Origin of the sequence: Phormidesmis priestleyi BC1401 (assembly GCF_001650195.1) — a bacterium.
In the GTDB taxonomy this organism is placed as follows: domain Bacteria; phylum Cyanobacteriota; class Cyanobacteriia; order Leptolyngbyales; family Leptolyngbyaceae; genus Phormidesmis_A; species Phormidesmis_A priestleyi_B.
In genome coordinates this window covers 82651-96810 of record NZ_LXYR01000008.1, presented here as the reverse complement: position 1 = coordinate 96810, position 14160 = coordinate 82651, and the positions used below count along the sequence as shown (strand labels likewise).

Here is a 14160-nt window from a genome sequence, read left to right as displayed (position 1 = left end):
ACCCAATGATACACGGCGAATTAGAAGACCTTCTCTCTCAACTTCAGCAAACACGGGCGGAACTAGAGCGATCGCGCGCCCAACTCCACCAAACCCAAGGGGATTTAGCACACTGCCAAGGTGTCCTCGCTTGGATGGAAACGAGTAAATTTTGGAAAGCTCGTCTAAGGTTTACTAATTTTCGACAAAAAATTCAACAACTAGCGCTGAAAAAGTCTCTTCAGATTTCACCCCAATCATCCTCAGAGGAAAACTTTATACCCAAATCTTCACTGCCCAAAATTAATTTACCGCGCTTTGTCCCCGAAAACCCCAACGTTCTTCTCATTGTAGAAGAGACGCTTCCACAATGCTTTCGTTACCGAGTCCAACAAAAATTAGAGCAATTACAGCTACTAAACTGTCAGGTTAATTGGGTTTCTTGGCGTGATCATAAAAAAGCCAATTCCTTAATACACTTTTGTCATGTTGTGATCTTCTACCGAGTACCAGCATTCTCAGATGTTGTCCAGACAATTGAATACGCTAAATCTCTCAATAAAATTGTTTTTTTTGATATTGACGATCTTATTTTTGACCGCGAATCTTATCCAAAATCCTACGAAAAACTCAAGGGACAGCTTTCACCTGAAGAATATAAAGCTTTAGTTAAAGGTGTTGCACTTTATCGAGAAGCCTTACTACTGTGTGACTCTGCAATTGTTTCCACCCCAGCTTTAGCACGAGAGATAGAGAAAGTAACCGGGAGTACTAGCTTTTGCCATCGTAATGCTCTTGATAGGACAATTTTACAATTTTTAGTCTCCTCGTCTGCAAAACTTCATAGAGATTATCTATCGATTTTCTATGGTAGTGGAACGAAAACTCACGACGCTGATTTTCAGATAGTTGCACCTGCACTCTCTCAGATTATGGCAAAGTATCCAAACGTTCGGTTGACTATTGTTGGATATTTAAAGTTACCAAAAGAACTTGTTGTTTTTGCCGAACGTATTGATAGAATTGAGTTGTTAAATAACTTAGATATCTACTGGGAATTTTTATCGCAAGCTGATATCAACATTGCACCATTAGAACAAAGTTTATTTAATGATTGCAAGAGCGAAATTAAATGGTTAGAAGCAGCAGCCGTTGATGTACCTTCTGTAGTAAGTGCTACACAAACATATTTAGAGGTTTTGGAGGATGGGGTAGATGTGATGATCGCCCATACTTCTGAAGAATGGTTTGACAAGTTAAACCTATTAGTTGGTAATGCAAAGATACGCGAGAATATAGCTTTAGGTGCAAAGGATAAGGCTATACGCGACTATAAGCCAGAAGTAGTGGCAAACAATCTTAAATCGATTATCGACTCAGGTATAAAGAAAGCCATCTCAACAGGTTTAATCACTAGAAGTCAACCAAAACAAAAATTATTATTTGTAAATGTCTTATATCCTCCACAGGCTTTAGGCGGAGCTACCTTCCTGTTAAAAAATATCATCGATCATCTGCAACTCCAATATAGCGATCGCTATGAAATCTCCGTATTCACTTACGATATCAATAATTCTAATGGTTATGAGCTATCTGAGTATAACCAAGATGGTGTTTGTGTCACCAAACTTAGCCTGCCACCTTATCCAAAGATCGATTGGCGCTATCAAGATAAAACAGTATACGAAATCTTTCGTCAATATCTAGAATTTACCCAGCCAGACCTAATTCATTTTCACTGCATCCAAAGATTAACAGCTTCCATCCTAGAAGTATCGGTTCGCTTAAACATACCTTATCTGGTTACAGTTCATGATGCCTGGTGGATTTGCGACTATCAATTCATGATGGATCAGAACGGTGTGGAAGTTGACTATAAACAAAATGATCCGTTAGTTCTCGTTCGTTATGCTACCGACATTAATAGTTCAATGCAGCGTCATCGCTATCTGGCAAAATACCTCAACAAAGCCAAATTAATCCTAGCAGTTTCTGAATCTCAGGCAGCGCTGTATAGACTTAATGGCTTCTCTCAAATAAAAGTTAACCGCAATGGTATCAAACCCCAACCCGTTCTTCCGCGCAAACCATCTATTAATAAAAAAGTACGTTTAGGTTATGCTGGGGGAATTTGCGTTCACAAAGGATATTACTTCCTCAAGGATGCCATTACTACCGAAAAGTTACAAAATTGCGAGGTAACAGTTATCGACTTGTCCATGTCTTCAGACAAGATACGCCATGAATACTGGGGAAGTACGTGCGTTACATTTATTTCCAAGTTATCAGCCGAGCGAATGCCAGAGTACTTTAGCGACATTGATGTATTAATTGCACCTTCACTATGGTCTGAAAGCTTTGGCTTAATAACACGTGAAGCCACTTTAGCGGGAGTATGGGTAGTTGCTTCAAATAAAGGAGGACTAGCTGAAGACATCATTCCTGAAATTAATGGCAACATCTTCTCTCCTGATAATATTAGTGATCTGGCAATCATTCTCAAAAGAATAGATAGCGAACCTGATAAATATCAAAAACAACTCACTACAGCGCCTCACCAGATTCGTCAAATTGATAAGCACGTTGAAGAACTAGAAAGCTTTTATCAGTCTGTTCTTAGCGAAGTTCTTTGATCTGAATAGTTCTTATGGGCGTACCTGCGTCTTTTGTGTAAGACAATTATTCTCGATTGATTCGATTTTCTTCGCTTTGTATATTACCAGTTCTATCGCTGTTTACATTTATAGCGACATGTTCCTTCAAAAATCGATATATTGATTCTTTGGGAACGTTCATCACATCATAGTGAATAGCAGCCAGAAGCAACTGAAACCCTAAGATAATCGGTAAAGCGGCAATCATGACCGTACCACTGGTGGCGATCACACTAGAAGTCAGACTATAATACCAGTTATATCCTCCGTATAGAGTGCCGAGCGTAATCAAGAATAGTCCTACGACCAATTCTACTGAACCTACGTTAAAATCCCGCAGAAAGTAAGTGTAAAAAATTCGTTTCAACAGTCGTGTCAAATATTTATTAGGAAATTCCCAAACGACCTTACCAATTCTTAGGCTGCTGATCTCATCATCGTATTTTGCCCGCATTGGCACATCCAATACAACCGCCCGTACTGTGCTTAAACGAAACAGCAAGTCGCTTTCAAAGAAATAACGCTTGTCTAGTTTATGCAGGGGAATCAAATAAAGAATGTTGGCATGAATTGCAGTATATCCATTTGTTGGGTCCATGATGTTCCAGTAGCCCGTGCAAACTTTACTAATCAACGATAAAGCTGCGTTGCCAAAAATCCGAATTTTGGGCATGGTATTCAAAAAATTCAAATCAAAAAATCGATTTCCCTTCACATAATCCGCCTTGCCGCCAACGATAGGGCTGATTAATAAAGGAATCAAAAACGGGTTCATTTGCCCATCTCCATCCATCTTAATGATAATACTTGCACCGTCTTGAAGGGCTTGGTGATAACCAGAGATAACCGCGCCACCTACTCCCTGATTTTTATGATGAAAAATCACTTTCACCCGTTGGTCTTGGCAATGTTCCTGCACATATTGACCTGTTGAATGTGGACAAGCATCATCTACCACATAAATCAGATCGATTTCTTGCCCAATCTGCTCAATGAGAGGCAGAATGAACAATTGCACCTTATAGCAAGGAATTACAACGGCAATTATATCTAGCTTTCTCATTGGGCAATTACAGGCTTCGAGGCACGATCGAGGTTGAATCATTCGGTGATAGATGAAAGAGGTTGTTATTAATAGTAGCGAGCTATCATCGCAATCAAACTGCTTAGCAGAGCAAAAACAGAGTAATAAATGATCAAACGCTGAAAGCTTTTCTCGGAAATATCGAAGGAAAACCGCTGATTATACAGCAGCAAGAAAAATAACGGAGAAGTTGGTATAAAATAGCGACCTTGAACGCCTAAAACGTCTGTCCCGCCGACTGTTGTCCATACCAAATACATCAGTAAGTGAATTAGGGTAACCGTAGCTCCCAGAACAAAGAGAATTGTGAGCTTACTTGATAGTGAAATGACAATGCCAGCCTGGTTACTGACCAGTGCAACTAGCACCAGTATGACTTGATAGGAGAGCACCGTGATCGTTGGAATGGGAGTATCTAGAGAACCAAGAATGCCAATGAACGAATCCAAAATAAATCTGATATTTTGCAATGTGTTCCAGGCGATGCTGAAAACCATTAGTGGGTGAGAGTATAGATACTCGACTTGTCCTTCAATCGAAGCACCCGTTATTCTAGAGACGGGCACTCCCAAATGTTTTACAGATAAATTCCACAAGAAACAAATCGAGACATTAGACAAAATCAAAAATAGAAACGACAACCAATAATTTTTTCGAGTATCAAACTTATGCCTTGGAATTAGGAAGAATAGTAATACAAACGGCAAATAGACTATCTTGGACAAAGATACAAGAATACCTCCCAATGAAATCAGTGCAACATCTTTAGCTAATACTTTAACTTTTTTAGAATTAAATGCGCAGTTGATAATCGTGGCAATCAGTAGAAAGGAAACGCCATTTAGTACAGCGTCTGCGGATAAAGAAGCTCTCTGAGAGAGTGCCATTGGGGTTAGCGCCAGTAGAAAGAAAACCCATTTATATATAGGTAAAACTTTGATCGAAACAAAGGTAATAAGTGTTGCAATGACTAAATTCGCAAATCTGCCTAAGTAAGTGAGCCAGAGGGGAGGAAGATTGAAAAGCTTTCCAAAAGCAATTCCAATCATTTGTGGAATGTATGGAATAGGACTATAAGGTGCCGAATTAAACACGTCACGAGTCGTTTTCTCTGCCTCTAAAGGCATTGCCCAAGTTTCCAAGAATTGTTCATTTTTTACTTTCTCACTTGAATGACCCGGAATACGACCAGCCCAGACGGTTGCTGTTCTGATCACGCTCGAAGGCAATGCTCCTCCGCCTAGATAGGTTGCTCTTTCCTCACGATCTTTTTTTTCTGTTAACACGTCAGCGATAATTTTGCCATCAGTTAGCTGATAGGCTCGAAAGAAATGTGCATGTTCATCGGGTGCTTGCAATGGCGGAAGAACAATCAGAAACATCAGTCCAAATATTAAGGAAAGTGTTAAAAAGGCTCCCTCTGAACCTTTGAAGAGTTCATTCAATGAAGAGAAGTCCCTGTTCTTTTTCACTATTCTCACCTACACATTATTTCGGCGCAATTTAGAGTAACATAGATTGCGCTTAGTATGCATTACGCTCACTAGCCTAGCTACAACCTTCGCCATTCAGTTACTAAGAATAAAGGAAACAAATTATCACTAGCGGCACAAATTTCTTTCTAATAGGCTTAAAGCCATTGCTCTGAAGATATCGTTCAACCTCGTAACCAGTATGATAATGATCTTCAGGTTTTTGAACGCCAAACACTTTCCTTAGGGAAGTATAAATCCAGTTTTCTGTCGGAAGAGAGGTATATAAACGTCCGTCATTCTTCAACCATCTCTTAATCACGCTGACCGGAAACGATAAATCTTGAAAGTGTTCCAAGACATCTGCTGCGATCACGATATCAAATGAAGCATCCTCTAAATCCCCTTTGGCAATATCACTTTTGATTAGGCGGACATTTTTTAGGTCAAACTGTTCAACGACAGATCTAGCCTCTTTATCTTCTAGGTCAATAAAACAATAGTCCGGACAATTTTCGAGGCAGAGGCTGAACCCCGCATTCTACCGTCAGCATCTGACCGCGCCGAGGAGGCTCAAACCCGCATTCTGCCGTTGGCGATTCAAAACTGTCCGGACTATTGATAAAAACTACTCGCTGAAAATATCTGGCTAACGTTGGAAAAAATACACCCCCTCCACCCCCAAAGTCGAGACAAGTGGCTTGAGAGTTCACGCTCTTTGAAATCAACGCATAAAGCAACTTCAGCCGCATCCAAAAGAACTGGCAAACCAGGGCATGGTCAGAGTAGTACAGCGAAGGGATGCGTTCGGAATCAGTTGCGATTTTCCGAAGAAGTGCCGGGTGAATTTCAACGAACATGAATTTATAGCTCCTATAGAATTTGTGAACAGAATTAAACCTCATCAAAAAGTACGGGGCTTAGGTCAGCCTAGAAGCTTAATGTAGAACATTACAACAACTGGCACTTTCTTGTAACGTCATTTTTCTCAGAAGATAGTCTGCTACTTTTACACTTAATCTACAATGCTCTAGACGATTTTATGCAGCGATCGAGCCGTAGGACAGAAAGGTTTGATAATTGAGGTGAGATTTAATCGCAGTCGGCTCCAAGTCTGAAGCGGTCGAGCAGATGAATGGTGAGGGCACGGCGTTTGACACTTCTCACTGAGAGCACAAAGGGAAGAGTCACCAGAGACGCATGGGGAGAAAAGTCGAACTTGGCAACGTCCTGGACTTGACTTCAACTGCATCACACCTGTGATAAAGCCTTCCTTTTCCTTGCCATAGGCACTATCTGCCAAGTGCTAGACCTGGGGCATCCGCATCTGCCGCCCCTGTTTGAGGTGATAAGCTGACCGACATTTATTTTGCCCAAGCTAGCATCGGAAACACATTTCCCATAGTGGGCAGGCTATCAAGTTAAATAATGAGGGTCAGCTTAGAGAGACTGATTCATTCGAGTGATCTCAGTGGGTAACTCGGAATGAGTCAGGGTTTGTTGAGCGGATAGGGCATGTGCTGTAGCGGTTTCAACCGCCACCACTCTAATCACCGACACCTCTAAGCCTCTGTCCACCCGACTGGCACAACCATTCCACGAGCGGTCAAGTCCTGCTGTGGCTTTCCCACTCTTGGGCAAAAATGAAGCGTCCATGACGCACAGCAATCGACTGCTGGGGGCGATCGCCAGGTTCACCAGTTCGACGTTGAAGGGCAGAAACTCAAACGCTTTCTCAAAGCGTCGTCGATACGGTTTCTCATTCACCTCACGATACCGGCTCAGGGTCGTGAAGTTGACGTTGCCACACACAATCAGCATTGTCGAAAACAACATCACGAAAAAGGTCACTTGCAGTTTGCGAAAACGCCCACTTTCGTCAGTAGGCTCTGTACAATGGCTTCCATAGTTATTTGTCCAGTGCTTGTTTGTATTTGCACCCTATTCGATGGATAGCTTTCCTGGAAAAAATTGTCCGAACCATTGATTTATGAAAGTTGCTTGTACTGAAATTCCTGATGTTGTTTTGATTGAGCCACGCGTCTTTGGTGACGATCGGGGCTTTTTCTTTGAGAGCTTCAATGCTAAAACCTTCCAAGACAAAACTGGAGTAGCCACTCCGTTTGTCCAAGATAATCACTCTCGCTCCACCAAATCTGTTTTGCGAGGGCTGCACTATCAGATTCAGCAGCCTCAAGGCAAGTTGGTGCGAGCATTGCTAGGAATGATCCTCGACGTAGCGGTTGATATTCGTAAAAGTTCGCCCTCCTTTGGTCAATGGGTTGCTTATGAACTAAGTGCCGAAAACAAACGCCAGCTTTGGGTGCCGCCGGGATTTGCTCACGGATTTGTCGTGCTGTCAGAGATCGCTGAGGTTGCCTACAAAACGACGGATTATTATGCACCGCAGCATGAACGCTGTATTCTTTGGAATGATCCTGATTTAGCGATCGACTGGTCACTATCCAGCTTGCCGATTCTTTCACAGAAAGATCAGTCTGGTTCGCCTTTTAAAGCGGCAGATCTCTTTCCTTAACGTCTATGAACCATGACTCGAATTTCTCGGATGGGGGACATCAGACAGGATGCTTATCGCATTGCAGCCTACATCACCGCTTATGAAGATGCTGAGGCTCTCAATGCTTGCCTCAACGCTTTGCAGTGTCAGTCTTATTCGATCGAGCAAGTTTTAGTGGTCGATAACTCTCGACAGCCGCTAGTTTTAGACCCTGACTATGTTCAAAATCTCGCGATTCAGGTTCTCCATCACCCTGAGAATATTGGCATTGCGGCTGGAATTAGCCTAGCGGTGGAACGGTTTGGGTCTCAGGGTTTTGCCTTTCTCTGGATGTTTGACCAAGATAGTCAACCCGCACCCGACTGTTTAGAGTTGCTGCTGAAGACCTATGATCAAGTCGCGACAGCAGATTACCCGATCGGTATTTTAGGACCTCAGGCGATCGATGCCCGCACGGGTGAAACGGTAGAACCAGGTGTATTTCTAGGCGATCATTTTCAAGGTTACAAAGCGCCTAGCTTCACGGAACCCTTTGAGTGCGATGCTCCGATCACGTCAGGATCTCTACTTTGGCTGACGAGTAGGGCGAAAGTGACACCCCCTGATCCAAAATTATTTATTGATGGCGTTGATTTAGACTATGGGCTGCGGCTGAGACGGGCGGGCTTTCATAACTTGATTGCTCCCCTCGCGACTATGCAGCATCGTTTTGGTGACCCGATCGCGATCCAACTCGTCGGAAAAAAGAAAATCTTCCAGATTTATTCTCCATTGCGGCATTACTATATCTGCCGGAATCATACTTATTTAGAATTGACCTATTCTCAAGGACTGAACCGAATCAGTTGCGGTTTAAGGCGGATTAAATACGCGATCGTCACGATAATTATGATCGGATTATTCGACCCTAAATCTAAACCCCAAAAGATGGCTGCCTGTATTCTTGGAACCTATCATGGATTTCGAGGCAAGCTGGATGGGTTTTGGAGATAAATCAAGGCTGAGAGGAGTGAGCACATGGCTACCGTTTCCATTATTTTGGTCAATTACAACGGAAGTCAGGTTGTGATCGATTGCCTCGATTCGCTGCAAAATACGCTTCAGACGATCGCTCATGAAGTCATCGTGGTAGACAACGCCTCAACCGACGGCAGCGCTGATCTGATCGAGACGCTGTTTCCGGCTGTGCAGCTTGTGCGGCAGAGTCAAAATTGTGGCTTTGGGTCGGGCAATAATCGAGGAGCCAGTCTTGCAAACGGAGAATTTTTGCTGCTGCTCAACACTGACACCCTTTTGACGTTTGATATTTTGCCCTACTTGGTGGATCTGATGAGACAAGATCCGACGATCGGCATCATCGGACCGCAGCTTCTCAACCCAGATGGAGGGTTGCAGCGATCGACCGCTCCAGAAATCAGCATTTGGGGCGAGTGTCAAGCTCTAAAACAACAGCTTGACGATCGAAGTCGCCATCAGATAAGTCAGGAATTCGCCAAGATGCAGGACGTTGATATCGTCGTTGGAGCCGCCCTGTTTATTCGCAAAGGCTTGTTTGAAGCGCTGGCGGGGTTTGATGAAACGTTCTTTATGTACTTTGAGGAATCAGACTTATGCCGACGCGCTCAGACTAAAGGCTGGAAAGTTGTGTATGCTCCCTCAGTTGCCCTGATTCACCTCGGCGGCTATTCAGTCAGCAAAACGCCAGATAAGCTGCGTTTAGACTATCGTCGCAGCCAGCTTTATTACTACCAAAAACATCGTCCTATTTGGGAACAAGTCACATTACGCATTTACTTGGTGATGAAATTTGTTTGCAGTTTTCTTTGCTCATTCAAAAGCGCAAACTTAGAAATCCTGCGCTTAATTTTAGACTTCAAACACTACCCACTGCAGCGATCGAAGATATCAGGTGATGACTCTTTTTAGAATCTGCTGAATGGCATCTCGCTGCTCAATATCGTAGCCCCATCGTTCTAAAAAGCGCTGATAGTGCCCTGCATTCATCGTGATCGTCTCCGATAATGTTTGTAGCTTTGTTTGCACGATCGCCAACTTCACAAGCTGAATTAACTGCACTGTACGTCGCTGCACTCGCTCCGATCCTTGCGCCATCTCTAAATTTTGATTGCGTGTATGGGCAAGAATCATCGCGGTAGACATGGCTAAATTCTTGACCAACAGTTCAGACACGAGTTCGGGCGACGATCGCAACCCTTGCACTATCGGATCAGACGGCTGATCAGCGAACGATCGCTCATCGGTGAGATAAGTGACGAAAAACCCTCGCGCTCCATTTTCACTAGCAGCTAACGCGGCGATCGTCCCTTCAATTTTTGAGTCGGACAGGCTCCCCTGCTGCATCTCAGCCAAAAAAGATTGAGTCAGCGCAATGGCTTCCTCAAAAGAAATCGCCTCAGGAATCGGAAAAGTCTCTGCGATCGTCATCTTTTTCTAAAGTCTACGGGTATGATTGTACTCAATTATGGCGATTATCTCTTCCAAGAAACAGCCATCTGAGCCAGAACGCTCCAACTCCGAGTTGGGGAACCTTCCCTTACCAATGAGCGTCGCTGAATCCCGTCAACATCGCAGGCAAGCTGGGACGGAGTTGGTGCGTCCAGAGTCAGAGCCTGAAGAAAACGGCAAACCCGAAGAACGGCTGCGACCTCAGAAGTTGAGCGATTATGTCGGGCAAAAAGACCTAAAAGATGTTTTAGATATTGCCATTCAAGCCGCAAAAGTTCGAGGTGAACCGTTGGATCACCTGCTGCTTTATGGTCCTCCGGGCTTAGGCAAAACCACGATGTCGCTGATTTTGGCATCCGAGATGGGGGTCAATTGCAAAATTACCAGTGCCCCTTCTCTAGAGCGTCCCCGCGACATTATGGGCTTGTTGGTGACGCTGCAACCGGGCGATGTGCTGTTTATTGACGAAATCCATCGTTTGCCTAGAATTACAGAAGAACTGCTCTACCCGGCAATGGAAGATTTTCGAGTCGATATCATTGGCGGCAAAGGGCGCAGTGCCCGAACCCAATCGCTCAAGCTGGCTCCCTTCACTTTAGTGGGTGCCACCACTCGCGTCGGCGCGTTGACTTCGCCGTTGCGCGATCGCTTTGGATTGATTCAAAAACTCCGCTTTTATGAACTCAACGAATTAACTTCTATCGTATTAAGAACGGCAGCGCTGTTAAACACGCCTATTACCGCCGAAGGTGCCTGTGAAATTGCGCGGCGGTCTCGTGGCACTCCCCGAATCGCGAATCGCCTGTTGAGACGCGTCAGAGACTACGTTCAGGTTAAAGCTTCTGGAGAGGTGACTCAAGAGATCGCGGCAGAAGCGCTGGAATTGTTTGATGTTGATCCGTGTGGATTGGATTGGACCGATCGCCGCCTTCTCAGCTTTATGATCGAGCGGCACAACGGCGGACCGGTAGGACTTGAAACGCTCGCCGCCTCTACAGGAGAAGACTCACAGACGATCGAAGAAGTCTATGAACCCTATCTGATGCAGATTGGCTATCTCAGCCGTACCCCTCGCGGACGGATCGCGACGGCGGCAGCGTGGAAACATTTGGGCTATCAACCCCCTGACAGTCAACTTTCTCTCATGTCGTGAATCTGGAGTGCTCGAATGCGTTGCTTGCTGAAGTTTTGTTTGGCGTTTTTGCTGGTTGTGGCGATCGGGTTAGGAATGCCGTTCGCTTGGGCGGCTGATGAAGTTTTGCCCCAACCCTCGGCTCTAGATTTGTTTGAGCAACTAGGAACTCTCAAAGAGCAAGCGTTTGAAGCGACCAATAAAGGCGATTTTGCCACCGCAGAAGGCTATTGGACTCAAATCATCGATCGGTTCCCTGACAATGCCGCCGCTTGGAGCAATCGAGGCAATGCCAGAGTCAGCCAAAACAAATTAGATAGCGCGATCGCTGATTTTAACAAAGCAATGGAACTCGCCCCCAGTGCCCCTGATCCTTACCTCAACCGAGGTGCAGCGCTAGAAGGCTTGGGTCAATGGAACGCAGCGATCGCCGACTATAACCACGTTTTAGAACTCGACCCTCAAGACCCCGCTGCCTACAATAATCGCGGCAATGCCCAAGCTGGGTTAGGCAACTGGGAGGTCGCGATCGCTGACTTTCAAAAAGCCTCTGACCTCGCGCCTCAATATGCGTTTGCTCGTGCCAACTATGCCCTCGCTCAATATCAGATTGGGCAAACCGAGGAAGCAGTTCGCACAATGAGAAACTTAGTTCGCAAGTATCCTAAATTTGCCGATATGCGGGCAGCGCTGACGGCGGCTTTGTGGGTGCAGGGCAAACAGGGTGAAGCTGAGAGCCAGTGGGTGTCAGCAGTCGGACTCGATCGCCGCTATAAAGACATCAACTGGGTCAAAACGACTCGTCGCTGGCCTCCCCAAATCGCCGCCGCCCTAGAGAAATTCTTAACCCTTCAGTAAGCCAACTTCTAGAGGGGGGCACGCACTTTTCCTGGGGAGACTTGTTAGGACTCCAGTGCCACATCATTAGGATGGACTGAACACTGTTCTCCAAGCTCTCACCGTATCTTTGCCAACCTCTGTGTCCTTCGTTCTCCCGTCCTGCCAGATCAACCGAATCTTGACGTTTTCTGGTGGTGCGCTGGCAAGAGCTGCGGCAAGTTCAGGAGACACGGGTCCATTCTGATAGGTATAAACCTTGCCGTCGATCGCTAGGCTAATTGAGTCAGGCACATTCTCGGTGGCAAAGCGTTGATAGACTGGCGCGTCGTTAGAGAATTCTCCAAACCCTCCAAACCGTCCAAATCGTCCAAACCCAAGCCCAAATCCTCGACGACGATAGCCATAGTCGATAACGGTTGTTTTCACTTGAGTGTAGGTGACACCAATACCGTTCTTTGACCAACTGCTCACAAAAACAAAATCGGCTTTATAGTTTCGATCGTAGATAATTTTGCCATCAAATGGATTCTCAACCACTTTCGACCAAGCAACGGTGTCATTGGCATTGACTGAGGCGGGTGTCACGGCGAAAGCAGGAGAAGTAAAGCTGATGAGGTAGCTGAACCCTAGCAGCAGTAGTGGCAACTTCATAGCTGATACCCTTTATACAAAGCGAATTTGGTGGCTTATTTTGAGCATAGCGCACCCGCATTGAGTTGTGATCGAGCCTCGGAGGGATTAGGTTCGTTGCCTGTCATCACGGTTAAATACGGGTAGATTGAAGCTGCACTAGCTCAAAAACTTTCTCAGGCGTGAGTTCCTGCACGTTGTTCAACACAGTGGCTGCTCCTGATTGAATCAATAAGGCTGTGTAGGAGCGGATTTGCTCAGAGGTTTGCTGAACGTGGGGAGGGAGCACTCCGATCGCGATCCAGACTCGATCAGGCTGCATGGTTCGCGCTCGATCGACTGTATACATATCCGCAACAGTATCCCCGACATACAGCACAGGATTTCTTAAGTCCGGCTGATTTTCAAGCTGCTGCACGCTCTCAAACAGTCCGGCAGGGTCAGGCTTACCCGGAGCGTCCTCCATCGCGATTAAAACAGGCGACTGCAATCCCAATCGCTTCTCTAGCACATAATTTGCAGAGGCTCTCGTCGCCCCGCTAAAAAAGCCCCAGCGAATGCCCGATCGAGTCAGCGAATCTAGATACGCAGATTCTAAAAGCAGAGGCTCATCGCAGATATAGCCCGTCCAATGGTCGGAATCGGTGCCACGATATTTAGACTGAAAAAATGCGACTAATTCTGAATAGTTGAGGTCGATCGAACTTCGTAAAGACCTCTGGGTCTCAAAATATCGATACACTAGCTCCTGAGATGCTTCCCAGTCGTTATTCCACGTTCCTTCTGACTTGAGAAGATCGATCTCTTGAGAGGTCGGACGGTAGGCGTTTTGAGTAAACTGTTCCACGGTGTCAGCGAGGGCACGACGATAAGAGCCGCTGACATCTCTCACCACGCCATCAATGTCAAACACCACGATCGCCGCTGACCTCTTCAATCCTGCATCCAGTTCTTGATTCAAAATGCCTCTCCAAATCAATCTAAAATTCGTTGACACTCTGGGGCTAGATCCTCTTATTAACTCGGCAATCGTTGAGATTGCACTTCAGTCTTTGCCACGTCGGTTCAGTCGGCTTCTGCCCCTAAATCCCCCAGGATTGGCAGAGCTAATCAAGGTCGAGAAAGAAAATCTGTACCCTTTATCTTGCGTTAAGGCATCATTCTGATGCTGAACGAAGACTCAAGCTTGTAGATTTTATCTGGCGACAACTAATCAGCCCTGCCAGGATTGGGGGATTTAGGGGGCGAAAAAGTTCTGCAACGACCCATCAATCGTTGCCGGGTTAATAATTAATGGAGATTTAGCGAGATCTAAACCTGTAACATTGAAGATTACTGTTCAAACATCCTTTAAGAGACGATAGGCTAGACCCAATATTAAGTCT

Annotated in this window: 12 protein-coding genes and 1 pseudogene; 6 read left to right on the top strand and 7 right to left on the bottom strand. The window is 45.3% G+C overall.

The features are described 5' to 3' along the window. Positions 1–5 precede the first annotated feature (5 nt). A complete protein-coding gene (locus A8707_RS06740) occupies positions 6–2612 on the top strand; it encodes a glycosyltransferase (protein ID WP_068816031.1) in 2607 nt (868 codons plus the stop codon). A 46-nt stretch (positions 2613–2658) separates the two neighbouring features. Here the strand turns inward: A8707_RS06740 and A8707_RS06735 are convergent, their stop codons facing one another. The 4 genes and pseudogenes from A8707_RS06735 to A8707_RS06720 form a co-directional block, all read right to left on the bottom strand. Beyond that, positions 2659–3696 (bottom strand): glycosyltransferase family 2 protein, encoded by a 1038-nt coding sequence (locus A8707_RS06735; RefSeq protein WP_068816030.1) that lies wholly within the window; start codon positions 3694–3696, stop codon positions 2659–2661. 68 nt (positions 3697–3764) lie between these two features. Beyond that, positions 3765–5189, bottom strand: coding sequence for a DUF2142 domain-containing protein (locus tag A8707_RS06730; RefSeq protein ID WP_197484656.1), 1425 nt, complete (start codon positions 5187–5189; stop codon positions 3765–3767). 103 nt (positions 5190–5292) lie between these two features. Further along, positions 5293–5691, bottom strand: a pseudogene (locus tag A8707_RS30580) (class I SAM-dependent methyltransferase); the annotation flags it as partial. Between the two features lie 938 nt (positions 5692–6629). Next, positions 6630–7025, bottom strand: a complete 396-nt coding sequence (locus tag A8707_RS06720; RefSeq protein ID WP_068816027.1) for a hypothetical protein — start codon at positions 7023–7025, stop codon at positions 6630–6632. 154 nt (positions 7026–7179) lie between these two features. Between A8707_RS06720 and rfbC the strand changes: the two genes are divergently transcribed. Genes rfbC through A8707_RS06705 form a run of 3 tightly spaced genes read left to right on the top strand, consistent with a single transcriptional unit; the run spans position 7180 to position 9633 of the window. Further along, positions 7180–7725, top strand: a complete 546-nt coding sequence (rfbC, locus tag A8707_RS06715) for a dTDP-4-dehydrorhamnose 3,5-epimerase (RefSeq protein ID WP_068816026.1) — start codon at positions 7180–7182, stop codon at positions 7723–7725. Positions 7726–7737: 12 nt separating this feature from the next. Continuing rightward, entirely contained in the window at positions 7738–8700 is a 963-nt protein-coding gene (locus A8707_RS06710) for a glycosyltransferase (RefSeq protein ID WP_197484655.1), read from the top strand. Between the two features lie 24 nt (positions 8701–8724). Further along, positions 8725–9633 carry a glycosyltransferase family 2 protein gene (locus A8707_RS06705; protein WP_068816025.1) on the top strand — a complete coding sequence of 303 codons (909 nt, stop codon included), beginning with the start codon at positions 8725–8727 and terminating at the stop codon, positions 9631–9633. Here A8707_RS06705 and A8707_RS06700 read toward each other — a convergent pair. Further along, positions 9613–10152, bottom strand: a complete 540-nt coding sequence (locus A8707_RS06700; RefSeq protein ID WP_068816024.1) for a hypothetical protein — start codon at positions 10150–10152, stop codon at positions 9613–9615. The two genes, A8707_RS06705 and A8707_RS06700, sit on opposite strands and share 21 nt — an antisense overlap. A gap of 37 nt (positions 10153–10189) precedes the next feature. Here A8707_RS06700 and ruvB point away from each other — a divergent pair, with 37 nt between their 5' ends. Beyond that, complete coding sequence (ruvB, locus tag A8707_RS06695; protein WP_074382473.1) at positions 10190–11326, top strand: Holliday junction branch migration DNA helicase RuvB; 1137 nt, start codon at positions 10190–10192, stop codon at positions 11324–11326. A 15-nt stretch (positions 11327–11341) separates the two neighbouring features. Next, positions 11342–12163: a tetratricopeptide repeat protein gene (locus tag A8707_RS06690; RefSeq protein WP_082906258.1), complete on the top strand. Its 822-nt coding sequence runs from the start codon at positions 11342–11344 to the stop codon at positions 12161–12163. A 66-nt stretch (positions 12164–12229) separates the two neighbouring features. Here the strand turns inward: A8707_RS06690 and A8707_RS06685 are convergent, their stop codons facing one another. Both A8707_RS06685 and A8707_RS06680 read right to left on the bottom strand, forming a co-directional pair. Further along, positions 12230–12796 (bottom strand): hypothetical protein, encoded by a 567-nt coding sequence (locus tag A8707_RS06685; protein ID WP_068816022.1) that lies wholly within the window; start codon positions 12794–12796, stop codon positions 12230–12232. Between the two features lie 112 nt (positions 12797–12908). After that, positions 12909–13736: a TIGR01548 family HAD-type hydrolase gene (locus A8707_RS06680; protein ID WP_231947962.1), complete on the bottom strand. Its 828-nt coding sequence runs from the start codon at positions 13734–13736 to the stop codon at positions 12909–12911. Positions 13737–14160 lie beyond the last annotated feature (424 nt).

Bases quoted from the DNA above. Each gene is read 5' to 3' on its own strand.
- A8707_RS06740 (WP_068816031.1), top strand. From the start codon at position 6: ATGATACACGGCGAATTAGAAGACCTTCTCTCTCAACTTCAGCAAACA.
- A8707_RS06735 (WP_068816030.1), bottom strand. From the start codon at position 3,696: ATGAGAAAGCTAGATATAATTGCCGTTGTAATTCCTTGCTATAAGGTG.
- A8707_RS06720 (WP_068816027.1), bottom strand. From the start codon at position 7,025: ATGTTGTTTTCGACAATGCTGATTGTGTGTGGCAACGTCAACTTCACG.
- rfbC (WP_068816026.1), top strand. From the start codon at position 7,180: ATGAAAGTTGCTTGTACTGAAATTCCTGATGTTGTTTTGATTGAGCCA.
- A8707_RS06710 (WP_197484655.1), top strand. From the start codon at position 7,738: ATGACTCGAATTTCTCGGATGGGGGACATCAGACAGGATGCTTATCGC.
- A8707_RS06705 (WP_068816025.1), top strand. From the start codon at position 8,725: ATGGCTACCGTTTCCATTATTTTGGTCAATTACAACGGAAGTCAGGTT.
- A8707_RS06700 (WP_068816024.1), bottom strand. From the start codon at position 10,152: ATGACGATCGCAGAGACTTTTCCGATTCCTGAGGCGATTTCTTTTGAG.
- ruvB (WP_074382473.1), top strand. From the start codon at position 10,190: ATGGCGATTATCTCTTCCAAGAAACAGCCATCTGAGCCAGAACGCTCC.
- A8707_RS06690 (WP_082906258.1), top strand. From the start codon at position 11,342: ATGCGTTGCTTGCTGAAGTTTTGTTTGGCGTTTTTGCTGGTTGTGGCG.
- A8707_RS06685 (WP_068816022.1), bottom strand. From the start codon at position 12,796: ATGAAGTTGCCACTACTGCTGCTAGGGTTCAGCTACCTCATCAGCTTT.